At 66.9% G+C, this 17,780-nt stretch carries 18 protein-coding genes and 1 pseudogene; 14 read left to right on the top strand and 5 right to left on the bottom strand.

All coding sequences use genetic code 11. The features are described from left to right. The first annotated feature begins 153 nt into the window (after window positions 1-153). Entirely contained in the window at window positions 154-582 is a 429-nt protein-coding gene (locus ACIPIA_RS01205) for an Hsp20 family protein (RefSeq protein ID WP_047579573.1), read from the top strand. A 110-nt stretch (window positions 583-692) separates the two neighbouring features. Next, a complete protein-coding gene (locus tag ACIPIA_RS01210) occupies window positions 693-959 on the top strand; it encodes a BQ00720 family protein (protein ID WP_400505882.1) in 267 nt (88 codons plus the stop codon). 21 nt (window positions 960-980) lie between these two features. On the opposite strand, the gene ACIPIA_RS01215 is transcribed toward ACIPIA_RS01210, so the two are convergent. Beyond that, on the bottom strand, window positions 981-1,757 hold the full coding sequence (locus ACIPIA_RS01215; RefSeq protein WP_400505884.1) for an alpha/beta hydrolase: 777 nt from the start codon (window positions 1,755-1,757) through the stop codon (window positions 981-983). A gap of 108 nt (window positions 1,758-1,865) precedes the next feature. Between ACIPIA_RS01215 and ACIPIA_RS01220 the strand changes: the two genes are divergently transcribed. Together ACIPIA_RS01220 and infC are read left to right on the top strand one after the other, a co-directional pair. Continuing rightward, a complete protein-coding gene (locus tag ACIPIA_RS01220; RefSeq protein ID WP_400505886.1) occupies window positions 1,866-3,083 on the top strand; it encodes a glycosyltransferase family 4 protein in 1,218 nt (405 codons plus the stop codon). A gap of 117 nt (window positions 3,084-3,200) precedes the next feature. Beyond that, on the top strand, window positions 3,201-3,743 hold the full coding sequence (gene infC / locus ACIPIA_RS01225; protein WP_400505909.1) for a translation initiation factor IF-3: 543 nt from the start codon (window positions 3,201-3,203) through the stop codon (window positions 3,741-3,743). A 132-nt stretch (window positions 3,744-3,875) separates the two neighbouring features. On the opposite strand, the pseudogene ACIPIA_RS01230 reads toward infC, so the two are convergent. Then, a pseudogene (locus ACIPIA_RS01230) lies at window positions 3,876-4,462 on the bottom strand (TetR/AcrR family transcriptional regulator). A 102-nt stretch (window positions 4,463-4,564) separates the two neighbouring features. Here ACIPIA_RS01230 and ACIPIA_RS01235 point away from each other — a divergent pair. Then, window positions 4,565-5,773: an MFS transporter gene (locus ACIPIA_RS01235; protein ID WP_400505888.1), complete on the top strand. Its 1,209-nt coding sequence runs from the start codon at window positions 4,565-4,567 to the stop codon at window positions 5,771-5,773. 55 nt (window positions 5,774-5,828) lie between these two features. Here ACIPIA_RS01235 and ACIPIA_RS01240 read toward each other — a convergent pair whose 3' ends face one another. Next, a complete protein-coding gene (locus ACIPIA_RS01240; protein ID WP_400505889.1) occupies window positions 5,829-6,854 on the bottom strand; it encodes an amino acid ABC transporter substrate-binding protein in 1,026 nt (341 codons plus the stop codon). A gap of 268 nt (window positions 6,855-7,122) precedes the next feature. Between ACIPIA_RS01240 and rpmI the strand changes: the two genes are divergently transcribed. Then, window positions 7,123-7,323 carry a 50S ribosomal protein L35 gene (rpmI, locus tag ACIPIA_RS01245; RefSeq protein WP_066718776.1) on the top strand — a complete coding sequence of 67 codons (201 nt, stop codon included), beginning with the start codon at window positions 7,123-7,125 and terminating at the stop codon, window positions 7,321-7,323. 28 nt (window positions 7,324-7,351) lie between these two features. Beyond that, window positions 7,352-7,726, top strand: a complete 375-nt coding sequence (gene rplT / locus ACIPIA_RS01250) for a 50S ribosomal protein L20 (RefSeq protein WP_400505891.1) — start codon at window positions 7,352-7,354, stop codon at window positions 7,724-7,726. A gap of 234 nt (window positions 7,727-7,960) precedes the next feature. Here the strand turns inward: rplT and ACIPIA_RS01255 are convergent, their stop codons facing one another. Then, on the bottom strand, window positions 7,961-8,737 hold the full coding sequence (locus ACIPIA_RS01255; protein ID WP_400505911.1) for an LOG family protein: 777 nt from the start codon (window positions 8,735-8,737) through the stop codon (window positions 7,961-7,963). Window positions 8,738-8,851: 114 nt separating this feature from the next. Here ACIPIA_RS01255 and pheS point away from each other — a divergent pair, with 114 nt between their 5' ends. The 7 genes from pheS to ACIPIA_RS01290 all read left to right on the top strand — a co-directional run bounded on the left by pheS (window position 8,852) and on the right by ACIPIA_RS01290 (window position 17,362). Next, on the top strand, window positions 8,852-9,934 hold the full coding sequence (pheS, locus tag ACIPIA_RS01260; protein WP_400505893.1) for a phenylalanine--tRNA ligase subunit alpha: 1,083 nt from the start codon (window positions 8,852-8,854) through the stop codon (window positions 9,932-9,934). A gap of 28 nt (window positions 9,935-9,962) precedes the next feature. After that, on the top strand, window positions 9,963-11,144 hold the full coding sequence (locus tag ACIPIA_RS01265) for a ceramide glucosyltransferase (RefSeq protein ID WP_400505895.1): 1,182 nt from the start codon (window positions 9,963-9,965) through the stop codon (window positions 11,142-11,144). A gap of 26 nt (window positions 11,145-11,170) precedes the next feature. Then, window positions 11,171-13,594, top strand: coding sequence for a phenylalanine--tRNA ligase subunit beta (gene pheT, locus ACIPIA_RS01270; RefSeq protein WP_400505897.1), 2,424 nt, complete (start codon window positions 11,171-11,173; stop codon window positions 13,592-13,594). A 228-nt stretch (window positions 13,595-13,822) separates the two neighbouring features. Continuing rightward, window positions 13,823-14,725, top strand: a complete 903-nt coding sequence (locus tag ACIPIA_RS01275; RefSeq protein ID WP_400505900.1) for an alpha/beta fold hydrolase — start codon at window positions 13,823-13,825, stop codon at window positions 14,723-14,725. Beyond that, entirely contained in the window at window positions 14,722-15,798 is a 1,077-nt protein-coding gene (locus ACIPIA_RS01280) for a tartrate dehydrogenase (protein WP_400505902.1), read from the top strand. The genes ACIPIA_RS01275 and ACIPIA_RS01280 overlap by 4 nt, the downstream gene beginning before the upstream one ends. Before the next feature lie 89 nt (window positions 15,799-15,887). Next, entirely contained in the window at window positions 15,888-16,592 is a 705-nt protein-coding gene (locus ACIPIA_RS01285) for a TerC family protein (RefSeq protein ID WP_400505903.1), read from the top strand. A 26-nt stretch (window positions 16,593-16,618) separates the two neighbouring features. Continuing rightward, window positions 16,619-17,362, top strand: coding sequence for a TerC family protein (locus ACIPIA_RS01290; protein WP_400505905.1), 744 nt, complete (start codon window positions 16,619-16,621; stop codon window positions 17,360-17,362). Here ACIPIA_RS01290 and ACIPIA_RS01295 read toward each other — a convergent pair. Then, a partial coding sequence (locus ACIPIA_RS01295) for a 4'-phosphopantetheinyl transferase family protein (RefSeq protein ID WP_400505907.1) occupies window positions 17,331-17,780 on the bottom strand: 450 nt, incomplete at its 5' end. The two genes, ACIPIA_RS01290 and ACIPIA_RS01295, sit on opposite strands and share 32 nt — an antisense overlap.

Raw genomic sequence — 17,780 nt, forward strand, 5'->3', positions numbered from 1 at the left:
GTGGTGAGCGGGGAGGGGCGATCGCGCTCCTCTTGAAGCAGGGCTCCCGCTTCGCCATATCTTGAGCAAGCGAAAGGGTTCGCCTTTCGCCTGCGGGATGCTGCCAGTGGCGGGTCCCGATATTCGTGAGGCGCCTTTCGAGGGCCTGTTGAGATGACGCGTACGCCTAGCCTGTCCCACCCGTTCCTGCTCGGCTTCGACGATATCGAGCGTGCGCTCGACCGCGTCGCCAAGGGCGCGAGCGAGGGTTACCCGCCCTACAATATCGAGCGGCTGCCCCGGACGGAGGACGAGCCTGATCGTCTGCGCATCACGCTGGCCGTTGCGGGCTTCGCTCGCGAGCAGCTCGAGATCACGCTGGAGGAGAACCAGCTAACGATCCGCGGCCGCCAGAGCGACGACAAGAACCGGCAGTTCCTGCATCGCGGTATCGCCGCCCGTCAGTTCCAGCGCAGCTTTCTGCTGGCCGACGGCATGCAGGTGCTTGGCGCCGATCTGTCGAACGGCCTGCTCGCGATTGATCTCGTCAGGCCGGAACCGGAACGGCTCATCCGGCGTATCGATATCATGAGCCGAGAGTAGAGGACGGTCACCGTCCAGCTTTGAAGGATGCGTCCGCGGTTTTTCGCATCTGTTCATAATTGAAGGCGCAGTATCAGAACCGCATTCGCACTGCTCTGAAGGAGGGCGCGATGAAACAAGACAGGAACCTGATCCAGATCAACCCGCTGACCCCTGCGGAATTCGCCGCTCTCGGCACGGGCGAGGTCGCCTACCTGAAGTCGATGACCTCCGACGAGCTGATGCGGATTTTCCCGCAGGCTCCGAAGATCGAGTCCGGCCTGCAGCTCTTCACCCTGCTTTCGGCCGACGGCGCGCCGATCCTCGTCACGGATTCGCGGGAGGCTGCCACGGCCAACGCCTGGGAGCACGATCTCAAGATGGTCAGCGTCCACTGACGCTGGCTCCTGCCGCCCGCCTCAGGGCGCGGTCGCCATCCCGGCGACCGCCGATTGCAGCCTCACAATATCCTCGGGTGTGGACAGGCGGTGATCGCCGTCCTTGATCAAGGTCAGGACGACGGGATCGCCGCTGAGATGCTCGACCAGCTTCAGCGCCTGCCGCCAGGGCACGTCGGGGTCGCGCATGCCCTGCAGGATATGCACGGGGCAGCCGGCCTTGATCTCGCCGCCGAACATCAGGTGCTTGCGCCCGTCCTCGATCAGGGCACGGGTGATCGGCGTAGGATCGGGTGAATACTCGGAAGGGCGCTGCCAGACACCTTCGTCGAGGATCGCGCGGCGGATCGCGTCGGGCATCTGCGCCCACATCAGCTCCTCCGAGAAGTCGACGGCGGGGGCGATCAGGACGAGCCCGGCCGGCTGCAGCGGGGTGCCGAACAGACGGCGCGCCGCCAGTAGCGCGATCCAGCCACCCATCGAGGATCCGACCAGTACCGGGCGTTGCCGGCACTGGCTCCGGATCGTCGAAATGGCGTCCGCCAGCCAGTCCGACAGGGTGAAGCTGGCGAAATCGCCTTCGCTCTCGCCATGGCCGCCATAATCGAAGCGCAGATAGGAGCGTCCCGCATCCCGGGCCCATTCGGCAAGCGCCTCGGCCTTGGTCGCGCGCATGTCGGAGCGGAATCCGCCGAGCCAGACCACCGGCGCCCCCGCGCCGTCCTGAGAGAGATAGGCGAGGCGGCGCTGCGCGGAGCCTTCTCCGACATCGAGCCATTGCGGCGGCTGGCGCTCCAAGGCAAATCTCCTGTGGCGAATCGCACGGCCGCGGCGATTAGAGGCTGCGGCAACCATCCGATAGGGGCATATTCGCCCCGACCAACGAAAGTCCAGACCATAGCGAGCATGTCCTTCAAGCCGGGTGCCCATCTTTCGCTGCCTTCGACCGAAACGCACCCGCTGGCGGGGCGGACGATCCTGCAGATCATCCCCGAACTCGAGGCCGGTGGTGCCGAGCGCACCGCGGTCGATATCGCCAAGGGGCTGACCGATGCAGGCGCCCGCGCGCTGGTCGCGACCGAGGGTGGGCGCCTCGTCGCCGAACTGCAGGCCAAGGGCGGCGTCTGGCTGCCTTTCCCGGCCGCCTCGAAGAACCCGATCGCGATGGCGCTCAACATCCGCAAGCTCGTGCTGCTCTGCCGGCAGGAGGGGGTGGAACTGATCCATGCCCGTTCGCGCGCGCCGGCCTGGGTTGCGCTCGGCGCGGCGCGGCTGCTGAAGCTGCCCTTCGTCACGACCTATCACGGCTCCTACAACAGCCGTTCCGCGGTGAAGACGCTCTATAATTCGGTGATGACGCGCGGCGACATCGTCATCGCCAACTCGAACTACACGGCCGAACTGATTCTTTCGAAGCACCCGGCCGCCCGCGAGCGGATCAGGGTGGTCAATCGCGGCACCAATTTCTCGGCCTTTGCGCCGGCGGCGGTCGGCGCCGAGCGCGTCCAGGCGCTGCGCAAGGCCTGGGGCGTCGAGCCGCATCAGCGCATCGTGCTGCTGCCGGGCCGCCTGACCAACTGGAAGGGCCAGCGCGTGCTGATCGAGGCGGCGCGCCTGATGCGCGATGGCGGCGATGCCGACACCGCCTTCATCCTCGCCGGCGACGCGCAGGGGCGGGACGGCTACGTCAAGGAGCTCGACCAGCTGGTCGCCAAGGCCGGACTGGAAGGCAGGGTCCGGCGCGTCGGCCACTGCACCGACATGCCGGCGGCGATGCTCTCGGCCGCGGTCGTCGCCGTGCCCTCGACCGAGCCGGAGGCCTTCGGGCGAGTCGCGGTGGAGGCGCAGGCGATGGGCGCCCCCGTCGTGGTCTCCGATCTCGGCGCCGTGCCGGAGACGGTGCTGGCGCCCCCGCAGGTCAACCCCGGCGAGCGCACCGGCTGGCGCGTTCCGCCGGGAGACGCGGCCGCGCTGGCCGCCGGGCTTGCCGAAGCGCTGGCGCTGCGGCCCTCCGCGCGCGATGCTCTGGCACGGCGCGCGCGCGAGCATGTCGAGAAGCACTTTTCGCTGGAAGCGATGGTCGCGGAAACCCTCGACGTCTATTGTGCGTTGCTGGAGCGCTGAGGCGACAAGGCGGAGGCGAATGCCTGCCGCAGCGGCGTCATGCATTGACATCGCGCATCTTTGTGCAATGTGTCTGAACCAACGGCGCGAGGAGCGCCAAATACAGGAGAATACCCCATTCGTCGTCCTTACCGCGCTGCCCCGGCCCCGACCAAGGAAGGCCCCCGCTCGAACCGCGACATCCGCGGCGTCCGCGAGGTACAGCTCATTGACGATACCGGCGCCAACCGTGGCGTGGTCTCGTTCTTCGAGGCGCTGAAGATCGCCGAGGATGCCGGTCTCGACCTGGTCGAGATCGCCCCGAATTCCGTGCCGCCCGTCTGCAAGATCCTCGATTACGGCCGCTTCCGCTTCCTTGAGCAGAAGAAGGCTTCGGAGGCGCGCAAGAAGCAGCGCACCATCGAAATCAAGGAAATCAAGCTCCGTCCCGGCATCGACAAGCACGATTACGACGTGAAGATGAAGGCCATGCACGGCTTCTTCGAGGAAGGCGACAAGGTGAAGGTCACCCTGCGCTTCCGCGGCCGCGAAATGGCGCATCAGGACCTCGGCGTGAAGGTGCTCGAACGTGTCAAGGTCGACACGGCCGAAGTCGCCAAGGTCGAGAGCGACTGGCAGCTCGAAGGCCGCCAGATGGTGATGGTGCTCGCCCCGCGCTGAGGCGCGAGCGCTTCCGATCATGTTCGGATCGAGAAATGGGGCGCCTCTGGCGCCCTTTTTCATGCCGGCCGAAGGCCTCTCACGCGAAGCGGGATCCGGTCTGCGAGAAGCGAATGCGCCAGTGGCAGGGCACTAGCGCCGCAGCCCTTTGAGCATCGCGTCGAAGGCGTCGGTCGCCGCCTGCAGGGCTGCCTCCGGCTCCGGCGCATGGGCTATCCACTGCGCCGCATGCTGCGTCGCTCCGACGATCAGCCGCGCGATGGCCTCCGGGTCGAGCGGCGCCAGCACGCCGTCGGCGACGAGTTCGCCCAGCCCCCGGGTCATCATGTGGATGCAGTCGTTCTGGATCGGCCAGTTCCAGGGATCGCCGAGCACGGCGGGGCCGTCGCGCAGGACGATGCGCTGGATCTCCGGTTCCAGCGCCATCGCGAGATAGGCGATGCATTCGTCGCGAAGCCGGTCCAGCGATCATCGGCACTGGCCGAGACGGCGCGCAGCCGCACCGTCATTTCCGCATCGATCTGGTCGAGGACGGCGGCAAACAGGCCCTTCTTGTCGCCGAAATGATGATAGAGCGCGCCGCGGGTAAGACCCGCCGCAGCGGTCAGCTCGTCCATCGATGCGTCGGCATAGCCGGTCGTGCCGAACGCCGCGCGCGCGGCGGCGATCAGGCTGGCGCGGGTTTCCGCGATCATGTCGGAGCGAAGCCTGCGAGCCATCACATCCCTTTCACATACGTCGCGTATGTTAATTGACATACGCGACGTATGCAATTACCCATTCGCATACGCGGCGTATGTCCGCCTCCCTCGGGACAGATCATGCCTAACCCCTATCGTGAGATCTTTCGCGCGCCGGGTGCGCTCGCCTTTTCGTCCGCGGCCTTTGTCGCGCGCCTGCCGGCTTCGATGGTCGGCCTCGGCATCGTCACGATGCTGTCGGAGCGGCGCGGGGAGTACGCCATCGCAGGTGCCGTCGCGGCCGTCTTCGCGCTGTCCTCTGCCCTGATCACGCCACAGGTGTCACGGCTCGTCGATCGCCATGGCCAAAGCCGCATCCTGATGCCCGCCGCCGGGGCAGGAGCGCTCGCGCTGGGCGGCCTGATGCTGTCGACATGGGCGGGGGCGCCGAGCTGGCTGCTGTTCGTCTTTGCGTTGCTCGCCGGCGTGCTGCCGAGCATCGGCGCAATGGTGCGGGCGCGCTGGACCGAGCTCTATCGCGACACGCCGCAGTTGCGTACGGCCTTCGCCTTCGAATCGGTGGTCGACGAGCTCATCTTCATCATCGGCCCGATCGTCGCGATCGGGCTGAGCGTCGGCCTGTTTCCCGAGGCCGGGCCGCTGGCCGCCCTGATCTTCCTCGTCGTCGGCGTGCCCCTGCTTTGTGCGCAGCGGCGGACCGAGCCGCCGGTGCGTGCCCCCGTCGCGGGCGTTGAAACCTCGGTCATCCGGGTCGGCGGCGTCCAGATCGTCGTGCTCGCCATGATCGCGATCGGCGCGATCTTCGGCACGGCAGAGATCACCGCCGTGGCCTTCGCGGAGGCGCAGGGCCAGAAAGCTGCCGCGAGCCTGCCTCTCGCTGTCTATGCGACCGGCTCGCTGCTCGTCGGCCTCGTCTTCGGGACGTTGAGGCTCAAGGCTTCGCTCGCCATGCAGTTCCTCGCGGCGATCGCGCTGGCTGCGGCGACCACCTTGCCGTTGCTGGCGGTGACCGGGCTCGCCTCGCTGGCTCTGGTCTTCTTCATGGCTGGCGCCGCGGTCTCGCCGACGATCATCATCGCCATGGGGCTCGTCGAGCGCCTGGTGCCGGCCCGACAGCTCACCGAGGGCATGACCTGGGCCATTACCGGGATCAATATCGGCATGGCCGCCGGCGCTTCGGCCGCCGGTGTCCTGATCGACGCCTACGGTGCCCAGAGCGGCTTCTGGATTTCGGTGGGGGCGGGCGTTGCTGCGCTGCTGGTGGTGCTTGTCGGCTACACCCGCCTGCTCGGCGCGCGCAGCGAAGCATTGCTCTGCGAAGCCGCCTGAACAAAAAGGGCCGCTCCCCGAAAGGAACGGCCCTGGTTTCAGCTGAAGTGTCGGTTCAGCGGATCGGCGGGCCGTATTGCAGGCCGCCCTGCGTCCACAGCTTGTTGACGCCGCGCGGCAGGGGATTGCTGGTCGTCGCGCCGAAATGGCGGTCGAAGCTCTCCCCGTAATTGCCGACGGCCTTGATGATGCGCACCACCCAGTCGTTGGTCAGGCCGAGGCCTTCGCCGAACTTGCCCTCGGCGCCGAGCATGCGGCGGACTTCCGGGTTCTGCGAGGTCTTCGCCAGTTCCTCGACATTGGCCTGGGTGACGCCGAGCTCCTCGGCATTGATCGTCGCGATCACGGTCCAGCGCACGAGGTCGAACCAGGCCGGGTCGTTCTTGCGCACCCAGGGGCCGAGCGGCTCCTTGGAGATGACCTCCTGCAGCAGCAGGTGCTCCGAAGGGTCCTTCAGCCTGCCGCGCGTGCCGGCAAGCGCCGAGAGGTCGGTGGTGTAGGCGTCGCAGCGGCCGGCCTCGTAGGCCTGCACCGTGTCCTCCAGCGTCGCGAAGGCGACCGTCTCGAACTTGATGCCGTGGGTGCGGCCGTAATCGGCGAGGTTGAGTTCGGTGGTGGTGCCCTGCGCGACGCAGATCGAGGCGCCGTTGAGATCCTTGACCGTGTTCACGCCGAGCTTCTTGCGGACGATGAAGCCCTGGCCGTCATAATAGTTGACGATGGTGAAGCTGACGCCCTGGCCGATGTCGCGGCCCAGCGACCAGGTCGTGGTGCGGGCGAGCACATCGATCTCGCCGGACTGCAGCGCGACGAGGCGGTTCTTGCTCGACAGCGACAGATAGCTCGCCTTGTTCGGGTCCCCGAAGATCGCCGCCGCCAGCGCACGGCAGACGTCGGTGTCGAAGCCCTGCCAGACGCCGTTCTTGTCCTGGAGCGAGAAGCCGGGCACGCCTTCGCTGGTGCCGCAGATGATGTTGCCGCGCGCCTTGATCTTGTCGAGGGTCGACTGGGCAAGCGCAGGGGCCGAGGCGGCGGCCGTCAGGGCAAGGCCTGCGGCGAGGCTGAGCAGAAGTTTCTTCACGGGGGATCTCCAGACGCGGAACGCGCCTGTTGACCTTACGTCGTGACAATCGTTTGAAGGAAGTGCCCGGTTTGCTGCTGCTTTTCGCGGCAGCCTCCCGAGGCATTGCCGGCTTCGCACTTGCAAGAGCCGCCATTTTCTGCGATAGGCCCGGCCTTCGATCGCCCGGCTGATAAGGGCTGCCGTGGCGGTCGTGCTTTGCTTCCTGAAAGCAAGACATTGGCAACGCGTTCAAAAGACGCGCGGCCTCGACCATTGAGGAGCTGAAATGCCCAAGATCAAGACGAAATCGGCCGCCAAAAAGCGGTTCAAGATCACCGGTACCGGCAAGGTGCTCTACGCCCAGGCCGGCAAGCGTCACGGGATGATCAAGCGGACCAACAAGCAGATCCGCAATCACCGCGGCACCACCACCCTCTTCGAGGGCGATGCTGCCAACGTGAAGAAGTACTTCCTCCCCAACGGCTGACGCCACCTGAGATTCCGGAGATCATGACATGGCTCGCGTGAAACGGGGCGTTACCGCCCACGCCAAGCACAAGAAGACGCTGAAGGCCGCCAAGGGCTTCTATGGCCGCCGCAAGAACACGATCCGCGCCGCCAAGGCGGCCGTCGATCGGTCGATGCAGTACGCCTATCGCGACCGCAAGAACAAGAAGCGCTCGTTCCGCGCTCTCTGGATCCAGCGTCTCAACGCTGCGGTGCGTGAGCACGGCCTGACCTATTCGGTCTTCATCGGCGGCCTGATCAAGGCCGGCATCGAGCTCGACCGCAAGACCCTCTCGGCCATGGCCATCGACGACGCCGCTTCGTTCGCTGCGGTTGTCGAGACGGTCAAGGGCGCGCTCGGCGCGCAGGCCCAGGCCGCCTGAGCGGACCGGCATTGCTGAATTGGAGAAGGCCGGCGGTGACGCCGGCCTTTTTCTTTGCGCTGCCCCCGCCGTCATTCTCGCGTCGCGCGGACTCGCGAATCTCGCGCCGAAAAGGCGAGGACAGCGCGGGGAACCCTCTCCCGGAGGGAAAGGGCAGGGTGAGGGGCGGACCGTGGAAAGTGAGGCGGAGACCTGACCGGTACGTCGATGAGGTCGCGCCTCGCTGTTGGGGCTCTACGTCTGTACGCTGCCGTTCTTCGGCGGGTTCCAGCTCTCTCCCGCGCCGGCGACGATGCATTCATAGGCCTGCTCGGGTGTGTCGGCGTAGCGGAACAGCTTCAAATCCTCCGGGCGGATGAAGCCGGCGGCCTCCATCCGGTCGAGGTTGAGCAGGCCCTGCCAGAAGCTGGAATCGTAGAGCACGATCGGCACCGGCCCCATCTTGCCGGTCTGCACCAGCGTCATGATCTCGAACAGCTCGTCCAGCGTGCCGAAGCCGCCGGGGAAGACGACCAACGCGGCCGCCCGCATCGCCAGATGCATCTTGCGCATCGCGAAATAGTGGAAGCGGAAGGTCAGGTCCGGCGTCGACCAGGCATTCGGCTCCTGCTCATGCGGCAGGGTGATGTTGAAGCCGATCGAGATCGCGCCGGCTTCGGTGGCGCCGCGATTGGCGGCTTCCATGATGCCGGGGCCGCCGCCGGTGGCGATGACGTGATGGCGGCCGGCCTCTCCGTCTCGCAATGCGCCGCCACGCTCCGAGGCGATGCGGCCGAATTCGCGCGCAGCCTCGTACCAGGGATTGCCCTCGCGTACGCGCGCCGAGCCGAAGACGACGATGGTCGAGACGACGCCGCGCGCCCTGAGATGGTCCTCCGCCTTCTGGTACTCCAGCATGAAGCGGATGCCGCGGGTCGAATCGCCGAGCAGGAAATCGCGGTCGAGCGCGGCCAGCCGGTAGGACGGCGAGTCCTTCTGATGGGTATTGTCGGGCACGGCATCCTCCTGCATCGGCATGGGCGAAGCTAAGCCGGTTCGGCAAAGCGTCGCTTCGCTCTGGCATAACCCGGCCGTTCCCGCTAGAACGCGGCCGTTCCCACGCCTTCAGATGCTTGCGACCCATTCATGACCGATATCGCCACCCTGGAACGCGACGTCCTCGCCGCGATCGACACTGCCGCCGATGAAGCCGCCGTCGAGGATGTGCGCATCGCCGCGCTCGGCAAATCCGGCTCGATCTCGGCGCTCTTGAAGACGCTGGGCGCGATGACGCCCGACGAGCGCAAGGAGAAGGGGCCGCAGATCAACGGCCTGCGCGACCGGGTTCAGACCGCGATCGCCGCTCGCAAGGAGGCGCTGGGCGAGGCGGCTCTCGAGGCCAGACTGGCCTCCGAGCGCGTCGACGTGTCGCTGCCCGTGCAGGACGGGCCGGAGGCGCGCGGCCGCATCCACCCGATCAGCCAGGTCATCGACGAGATCACCGCGATCTTCGGCGACATGGGCTTCGCCATCGCCGAGGGGCCGGATGTCGAGACCGACGACCTCAACTTCACCAAGCTGAACTTCCCGGTCGGCCACCCCGCCCGCGAGATGCACGACACCTTCTTCTTCGCGCCGGACGCCAATGGCGAGCGCAAGCTGCTGCGCACCCACACCTCTCCGGTGCAGGTCCGCACCATGCTGGCGCAGGAGCCGCCGATCCGCGTGATCTGCCCAGGCCGGACCTATCGCAACGATTCCGACCAGACCCACACCCCGATGTTCCATCAGGTCGAGGGTCTGGTCATCGACAAGTCGGCCAATCTCGGCCACCTCAAGTGGATCCTGGAAGAGTTCTGCAAGTCGTTCTTCGAGATCGACGACGTGAAGATGCGCTTCCGCCCGTCCTTCTTCCCTTTCACCGAGCCCTCGATGGAGGTCGACATCCAGTGCTCGCGCAAGGGCGGCGAAATCCGCTTCGGCGAGGGCGAGGACTGGCTGGAAATCCTCGGCTGCGGCATGGTCCACCCGAACGTGCTGCGCAATTGCGGGCTCGACCCGGAAGTCTATCAGGGCTTCGCCTGGGGCATGGGCATCGACCGCATCGCCATGCTGAAATATGGCATGCCGGATCTGCGCCCCTTCTTCGAGGCCGATGTGCGTTGGCTCGCCCATTACGGCTTCCGTCCGCTCGACCTGCCGACGCTGACGGGCGGCCTCTCCTCATGATGCCACGGGCCGGGCAGGGGAGGGCGCGATGACGCCTGCGGGCTGGGCGGCGGCGATCGCCGTGCTGCTGGTCGCGATGAACCTGGTCAGCCAGGCCATCGCGCTTTGGCGGCTGCGCCGGCCCATGCAGCGCTCGGCCCTGCTTGCCGAGCTGCCGCCCGTCACCATCGTTCGGCCGGTGCGCGGCATCGAGGCCTTCAGTCGCGAGACGGCGGTCTCGGGCCTCGAACTCGACTATCCCCGCTACGGCACGATCTTCTGCGTCGCCGACGCGCATGACCCGATCGTCCCGCTGATCGAGGAATTGATCGGCATCTATGGCGCCGGCAAGGTCCGGCTGATCGTCGGCGACGTCCCGGTCAGCGCCAATCCCAAGCTCAACAACTGCGTCCGGGGTTGGGAGGAGGCGACGACCGACTGGGTCATCCTCGCCGATTCCAACGTGCTGATGCCGAAGGATTATATCCAGCGCATGCTGGCCGCCTGGCAGCCGACGACCGGCCTCGTCTGCTCGACGCCGGCCGGTTCCCGACCTCTGTGTTTCGGCGCCGAAGTCGAATGCGCCTTCCTCAACGCCTTCCAGGCGCGCTGGCAATATGTCGGCGAGGCACTGGGCCTCGGCTTCGCGCAGGGCAAGTCGATGCTCTGGAACAAGCCCTTCCTCGACGCCAATGGCGGCATCGCCGCGCTCGGCGCCGAGATTGCCGAAGACGCCGCCTCGACCAAGCTGGTGCGCAATACCGGCCGGCAGGTTCATCTCGTCGGCCAGCCCTTCGAGCAGCCGCTTGGCCGGCGCCGATTGAGGGACGTCGTTCAGCGCCAGTTCCGCTGGGCGCGCTTGCGGCGCGTCACCTTCCTGCCGTTCTTCGTGCTGGAGGTCCTCTCCACCCCATTCCTCGCCGCCTTGCTGGCCGCCCTCGGTGCTCCTGCCCTGGGGATGTCGACCTGGACGGCGCCGTTGCTGGTGCTGCTCGTCTGGTATGCCGGAGACATCCTGCTTTCCGCGGCTGTCGGCTGGTTCCTGAACTGGCGTTCGCCGCTGGCCATGCTCGTCCGCGACATCGCCTTCCCCGGCGTCTGGGCCTATGCCTTCGTCGGCGGCGAGGTGAGCTGGCGCGGCAATGCGATGAGGATCCGCACGGATGGCGCCAACGAGCTCAACGACGCGGCCCCGACCTTGTCGGCGGCCAACGCGAAGATTCCCGACTGATCCGAAGATACTGACCCGATAGCCCGATGAAATTCACGATCTCCTGGCTCAAAGAGCACCTCGACACCGACGCCTCCGTTGCGGAGATCGCCGAGACCCTGACCCGCGTCGGCCTCGAGGTCGAGGCGATCGAGGATCGCGCCGCCGCGCTGTCCGCCTTCACCATCGCCTATGTCATCGAGGCGAAGCAGCATCCGAATGCGGATCGCCTGCGCGTCTGCATGGTCGATACCGGTGCTGGCGAGCCCGTGCAGGTCGTCTGCGGCGCGCCGAATGCCCGCACCGGCATGAAGGGCGTGTTCTCGCCGCCGGGCAGCTACATCCCCGGCAAGAAGGTCACGCTCGGCAAGGGCGTGATCCGCGGCATCGAGTCCAACGGCATGCTCGTCTCCGAAGCCGAGCTCGAGCTCTCCGAGGATCATGACGGCATCATCGAGTTGCCGGACGACGCGCCGGTCGGCCAGCCCTATGCGACCTATGCCGGGCTGGACGATGCCGTGATCGAGATCGCGGTGACGCCGAACCGGGCTGACGCGCTCGGCGTCGCCGGCATTGCCCGCGATCTCGCCGCCGCCGGCCTCGGCACGCTCAAGGCGCCGGCGATCCAGCCGGTGCGCGGCTCATTCCCGTGCCCGGTCAAGGTCACGCTCGACTTCGCCGATGAAGACAGGAATCTCTGCCCGGCCTTCGCGCTGCGCCTCGTGCGCGGTGTCAAGAACGGTCCCTCGCCGGACTGGCTGCAAGCGCGGCTGCGGGCCGTGGGCCTGCGCCCGATCAATGCGCTGGTCGACATCACCAATTTCATGACGCTCGACCGCAACCGGCCGCTGCACGTCTTCGATGCCGACAAGGTAAAGGGCAACCTCACCGTCCGCCGGGCCAGGACTGGCGAGACCATCCTCGCCCTCGACGGCAAGACCTATACGCTCACCGACGAGCAGGTCGTGATCGCCGACGAGCACGGTGTCGAATCGCTCGCCGGCATCATGGGCGGCGAGGCCTCGGGCAGCAGCGAGACGACGACCGACGTGCTGATCGAGAGCGCGCTCTGGGATCCGCTCAACATCGCCCGCTCGGGCCGCGCGCTCGGCATCAACTCGGATGCGCGCTATCGCTTCGAGCGCGGCGTCGACCCCGCATTCGCCCGGCCGGGCCTCGACCTCGCGACCGCGCTGGTGATCGAGCTCTGCGGCGGTGAGGCTTCCGAGATCGAATTCGCGGGCGAACTGCCGGACCGCCCCGTCGCGATCGACTTCCCCTGGTCCGAGGTCAGGCGCCTCACCGGCCTCGAACTGCCTCAGGCGGAGATGAAGCAGGCGCTCACCTCGCTCGGCTTCGACGTCGCGGGCGCGGGCGAACGGGTCATGGTCGCGCCGCCGTCCTGGCGCGCCGATGTCGGCGGCAAGGCCGATCTCGTCGAGGAGATCGTCCGCATCGCCGGGCTCGACCGCGTCGCCTCGACGCCGCTGCCCCGCATCAAGGGCGAGGTCGTCAAGCCGGTCCTCACCCTGCTGCAGAAGCGCACGCGCCTCGCCAAGCGCACGCTCGCGAGCCGCGGCCTCGTCGAGGCCGTGACCTGGTCCTTCATCTCGCACGATCAGGCCAAGCTCTTCGGCGGCGGGTCGCCCACGCTCGCCCTCGCCAACCCGATCGCAGCCGATCTCTCGGATATGCGGCCCTCGCTGCTGCCTGGGCTGATCCGTTCGGCGCAGACCAATGCCGATCGCGGCTTCCCCGATGTCGCGCTGTTCGAGGTCGGCCAGGTCTTCAAGAGCGACGAGCCGGACGGGCAGCTGATCGCCGCCGCCGGCCTGCGTCGCGGCACCGCTCGTCTCGACGGCATCGGCCGTCGCTGGGATGGCGGCGCGAAGACTGTCGACGTGTTCGACGCCAAGGCCGATGTGCTCGGCCTGCTCTCCGGTCTCGGCATCCCGACCGGTGGTCTCCAGATCGTCGCGGGCGGCCCGGCCTGGGCCCATCCCGGCCGCTCGGCCACGCTGCAGTTTGGGCCCAAGGGCGTAATCGGCGCCTTCGGCGAGGTCCACCCGCGCATCCTCAAGGCGCTCGACGTCAAGGGGCCGCTGGTCGCCTTCGAGATCCATCTCGATGCGCTGCCGCTGCCCAAGGCCAAGCCGACCAAGGTCAAGCCGAAGCTCGCACTGTCCGATTTCCAGCCGGTGACGCGCGATTTCGCCTTCATCGTCGACAAGGCGGTGGCGGCCGGCGACATGGTCAAGACGGCGCAGGGCGCCGACCGGGCCCTGATCGCGAATGTCGGCGTCTTCGATCTCTACGAAGGGCCGGGCGTCGATGCCGGGAAGAAGTCGGTCGCGCTCGCCGTGACGCTGCAGCCGACCGAGAAGACGCTGACCGAGGCCGAGATCGAGGCCGTCGGCGCCAAGATCGTTGCCGAGATCGGCAAGCGCTACGGGGCGACGCTGCGCGGCTGAGGGCGCTTTGTCGTCATGGTCGGGCTTGCCCCGACCATGACGTCACCCGGGCCACGCGGTGTTCAAGACATGGATGCTCGCCCCCACGGCGAGCATGACGGGGCGGATCGCGCGCCTGCTCCAGCCAGGGCCCTTTCCACCATTGATCAGGATTATGTAATAATCCGCGAAAGAAATCCCTGAGCATTCAGGGTATCGGCTGACGCATTCTTGCATCGCCGCGGTCCTATGAGCCTCACCGAACGTCCGGTCACGGACAATCTGTTTCCCGGTTTTCGCCTCCTCGACGTCGAGACGCCGGGCGCGCGCATCCGTGTCCGCACGGGCGGACAGGGGCCGGCGCTCCTGCTGCTGCATGGCTATCCGCAGACCCATGTGATGTGGCGCCGGGTTGCCCCGCTGCTCGCGCCGCATTTCACGCTGATCTGTCCGGACCTGCGCGGCTACGGCGATTCCGCGAAGCCGCCGAGCGACGCCGAGCACGCGCCCTATTCGAAACGCGCCATGGCGCAGGACATGGCCGGGGTCATGAGCGCGCTGGGGCATGGGCGCTTCTTCGTCGGCTCGCATGATCGCGGCGCCCGCGTCGCGCACCGTCTGGCGCTCGACCATGGCGAGCGCGTGCTCAAGCTTGCGACCCTCGACATCGCCCCGACGCGCGAGATGTATCGCGATACCACCGATGCCTTCGCCCGCGGCTACTGGCACTGGTTCTTCCTGATTCAGCCGGCGCCGATGCCGGAGCGCATGATCGAGAGCGATCCGGACTTCTACTGGACGAGCCGGCGCGCCTCGGACATGCGGCTCTTCGAGCCGGAGGCGCTGCAGGAATATCTCCGCTGCTTCCGCGATCCCGCGATGATCCATGCGAGCTGCGAGGACTATCGGGCGGCCGCGACGATCGATATCGCCCATGACGATGCCGATGGCGGCCGGAAGCTCGCATCTCCGCTCCTGGCGCTGTGGGGCGAGCGCGGCATCATCGGCAAATGTTTCGATCCGCTGGCGCTGTGGCGTGAGCGCGCGCAGGATGTGCGCGGCCACGCCCTGCCGGGCGGCCATTATCTCGCGGAGGAGGTCCCTGATCTCGTCGCCGCGGAGTTCAGGGCTTTCTTCGGAGAAATCGCATGACCGGGACCAATCGCGTCTATCGTATCGCCGTGATCCCCGGCGACGGCATCGGCAAGGAGGTCATGCCCGAGGGTCTGCGCGTGCTCGAGGCGGCCTCGAAGAAGTTCGGTTTCGAACTGCGCCTCGACGAGTTCGATTTCTCCTCCTGCGACTATCACGCCAGGCACGGCAAGATGCTGCCGGATGACTGGAAGGAAAAGATCGGCGGCCACGATGCGATCTATTTCGGCGCCGTCGGCATGCCGGCCCAGGTGCCGGACCACATCTCGCTCTGGGGCTCGCTCCTGCTGTTCCGGCGCGAATTCGACCAGTACGTCAACCTCCGCCCCGTGCGCCTGATGCCGGGCGTGCCCGGCCCGCTCGCCAACCGCAAGCCGGGCGATATCGATTTCTTCGTGGTCCGCGAGAACACCGAGGGTGAATACTCCTCGGTCGGCGGGCGCATGTATGCCGGCACCGAGCGCGAGATCGTCATCCAGGAGACGGTGATGAGCCGCGTCGGCGTCGATCGCGTGCTGAAATACGCCTTCGAACTCGCGCAGCGCCGGCCGCGCAGGAAGCTGACCTCGGCCACAAAGTCGAACGGCATCTCGATCACCATGCCCTACTGGGACGAGAGGGTGAAGGAGATGGCGAGGAACTATCCGGATGTCGCCGTCGACCAGTACCATATCGACATCCTGACCGCGCATTTCGTGCTCAATCCCGACCGTTTCGACGTGGTCGTCGCCTCCAACCTCTTCGGCGACATCCTCTCCGATCTCGGCCCGGCCTGCACGGGCACGATTGGCATTGCGCCCTCCGGCAACATCAACCCGACCGGGGACCATCCCTCGCTGTTCGAGCCGGTCCATGGCTCGGCGCCGGATATCGCGGGCAAGGGCATCGCCAACCCCGTCGGCATGATCTGGTCGGGCGCGATGATGCTCGACCATCTCGGCGAGCATGAAGCCGCGAAGGGCATCGAGGCCGCGATCGAGCGGGCACTGGGCGATGCCCGCACGCGCACGCGCGATCTCGGCGGCTCGCTCGGCACGGAAGCGGCCGGCAAGGCTGTTGAACAGGCCCTGTGAGCAGGTGACGATCGCGAGCGCCTGGGAGAAACAGGGCGAGCCCCGGCTGCTTCGGCCGGGATCATGTGGCCGAGAACGGATTTGAGCTCATGGATATTTCGTCGATTTCCATCGTCGATCCCCGGATGTGGGGCAAGCTGGCCGAGATCATCGCCCTCAACATCGTGCTGTCCGGCGACAACGCGGTCGTGATCGCGCTCGCTTGCCGTGCGCTGGCCCCGGCGCAGCGGGCCAAGGGCATCGCGCTCGGCGCCGGCGTCGCCGTCGTCCTGCGCGTCGTCTTCACGGTGCTGATCGCATCGCTGCTCAATGCGCCCTTCCTGCGCATCGTCGGCGCCGGCCTGCTCATCTGGATCGCGGTCAAGCTGATCATCGAGGACGAGGGGCAGGACGAGAGCTCCGTCGCCGCCAGCAGCAAGCTCTGGAAGGCGGTCCAGACCGTGGCGATCGCCGACATCGTCATGAGTCTCGACAACGTGCTGGCCATCGCTGCCGTCGCCAAGGATTCGATTCCGCTGCTGGTCGCCGGCCTCATCATCTCGATTCCGCTGATCGTGCTCGGCGCCTCGCTCATCACCAATCTGCTGACGCGCTTCCCGATCCTGGTCTGGGCCGGCGCGGCGCTGCTGGGCTGGGTTGCGGGCGAGATGTTCGAGAGCGATCCGTGGCTCGCCGGCCAGTTCAGCGCGGAGCTGCTGCACAAGCTCGAATACCCCGCCGCGATCCTGGGCGCGCTGCTCGTGGTCGGCCTCGGCTACCTCATCAAATCGCGCCGGCCAGATCCGGCACACTGACGAACCGCAAAGGGACAACGCAACCGATGGATCTCGCATCATCCGCCTTCTGGACATCGCTGCTCCAGATCATCTGGATCGACCTGCTGCTCTCTGGCGACAACGCGGTGGTGATCGCGCTTGCGGTGCGTTCGCTCCCCGAGAAGCAGCGCAAGGTCGGCATCTGGCTCGGCGCCGGTGCGGCGGTCGGCCTGCGCATCATCTTCGCGGTGGTCGTCAGCTACCTCCTGAACATCCCGTTCCTGAAGGTCGTCGGTGCGCTCCTGCTGTTCTGGATCGCCATCAAGCTCGCCAAGGGTGAGGAAGAAGCGCATGGCGAGATCGCCGCGAGCGACAATCTCTGGAAGGCCGTGCGCACAATCGCCATCGCCGATGCGGTGATGAGCCTCGACAACGTGCTCGCGATCGCCGCGGCGGCCCGCGGTCATTTCGAGCTCTTCGTCTTCGGCCTGCTGCTGACCATCCCGCTGATCATCTTCGGCGCCCGCATGCTGTCGTCGATCCTCGAGCGCTTCCCGATCCTGATCTGGTTCGGCGCCGCGCTGCTCGGCTGGATCGCGGGCGAGATGCTGCTCAGCGACATGGCTGTGATGCAGTGGCTCCAGGCCAACATGCCCAGCTGGGTGCAGAGCGTGCCGGTCTCCGACACGAACCCGGCCGGTCTCCTGCCCGCCAAGGTGCCGTTCTACACCGCAGCGGTACTCGGCGCGGCCTTCGTCTGCATCGTCGGCTACGCTCTCAAGAAGAAGCCCGTCGACCAGCCGGGCTGATCGGGCCGGCTCGGCCGGGCATGACCAACGCGGCGGCCATGATCTCATGGCCGCCGTTTTTCATGGCGCGGAACGATCCGACGGCATCGCCAGTCTGGGACTCGTCGATCACGCCGAAGGCGGTGTCCGACAAAAGCGTTACCGCGAAGCTTTCCGGAGCCCGTCGGAAACCCGTTCCCAGCGCCTTCACATAGGCTTCCTTTGCCGCCCACAGGCGCGCGAAGACGCGGGGGCGAAGCGTGGAGTCGGCCGCGTCGAGGATTGCGCGCTCATCGGGATGCAGCACGTCGAATGGCGGTTCTGCCTGCATGTCGACGCGTTCCACATCGATCCCGACAAGCCCGCGCGCCAGCGCGACGGCGACGATGCCGCCCCGTGTCGCCAGCGAAATGTGAAGGCCTGACGCCGACGGGCCGAC

Source organism: Allobosea sp. CER48, from assembly GCF_044752385.1.
GTDB lineage: Bacteria > Pseudomonadota > Alphaproteobacteria > Rhizobiales > Beijerinckiaceae > Allobosea.

Coding starts and splice junctions, on each gene's coding strand:
- ACIPIA_RS01205 (WP_047579573.1), top strand. CDS start 154: ATGACGCGTACGCCTAGCCTGTCCCACCCGTTCCTGCTCGGCTTCGAC.
- ACIPIA_RS01210 (WP_400505882.1), top strand. CDS start 693: ATGAAACAAGACAGGAACCTGATCCAGATCAACCCGCTGACCCCTGCG.
- ACIPIA_RS01220 (WP_400505886.1), top strand. CDS start 1,866: ATGTCCTTCAAGCCGGGTGCCCATCTTTCGCTGCCTTCGACCGAAACG.
- ACIPIA_RS01235 (WP_400505888.1), top strand. CDS start 4,565: ATGCCTAACCCCTATCGTGAGATCTTTCGCGCGCCGGGTGCGCTCGCC.
- rpmI (WP_066718776.1), top strand. CDS start 7,123: ATGCCCAAGATCAAGACGAAATCGGCCGCCAAAAAGCGGTTCAAGATC.
- rplT (WP_400505891.1), top strand. CDS start 7,352: ATGGCTCGCGTGAAACGGGGCGTTACCGCCCACGCCAAGCACAAGAAG.
- ACIPIA_RS01255 (WP_400505911.1), bottom strand. CDS start 8,737: ATGCAGGAGGATGCCGTGCCCGACAATACCCATCAGAAGGACTCGCCG.
- pheS (WP_400505893.1), top strand. CDS start 8,852: ATGACCGATATCGCCACCCTGGAACGCGACGTCCTCGCCGCGATCGAC.
- ACIPIA_RS01265 (WP_400505895.1), top strand. CDS start 9,963: ATGACGCCTGCGGGCTGGGCGGCGGCGATCGCCGTGCTGCTGGTCGCG.
- pheT (WP_400505897.1), top strand. CDS start 11,171: ATGAAATTCACGATCTCCTGGCTCAAAGAGCACCTCGACACCGACGCC.
- ACIPIA_RS01275 (WP_400505900.1), top strand. CDS start 13,823: ATGAGCCTCACCGAACGTCCGGTCACGGACAATCTGTTTCCCGGTTTT.
- ACIPIA_RS01280 (WP_400505902.1), top strand. CDS start 14,722: ATGACCGGGACCAATCGCGTCTATCGTATCGCCGTGATCCCCGGCGAC.
- ACIPIA_RS01285 (WP_400505903.1), top strand. CDS start 15,888: ATGGATATTTCGTCGATTTCCATCGTCGATCCCCGGATGTGGGGCAAG.
- ACIPIA_RS01290 (WP_400505905.1), top strand. CDS start 16,619: ATGGATCTCGCATCATCCGCCTTCTGGACATCGCTGCTCCAGATCATC.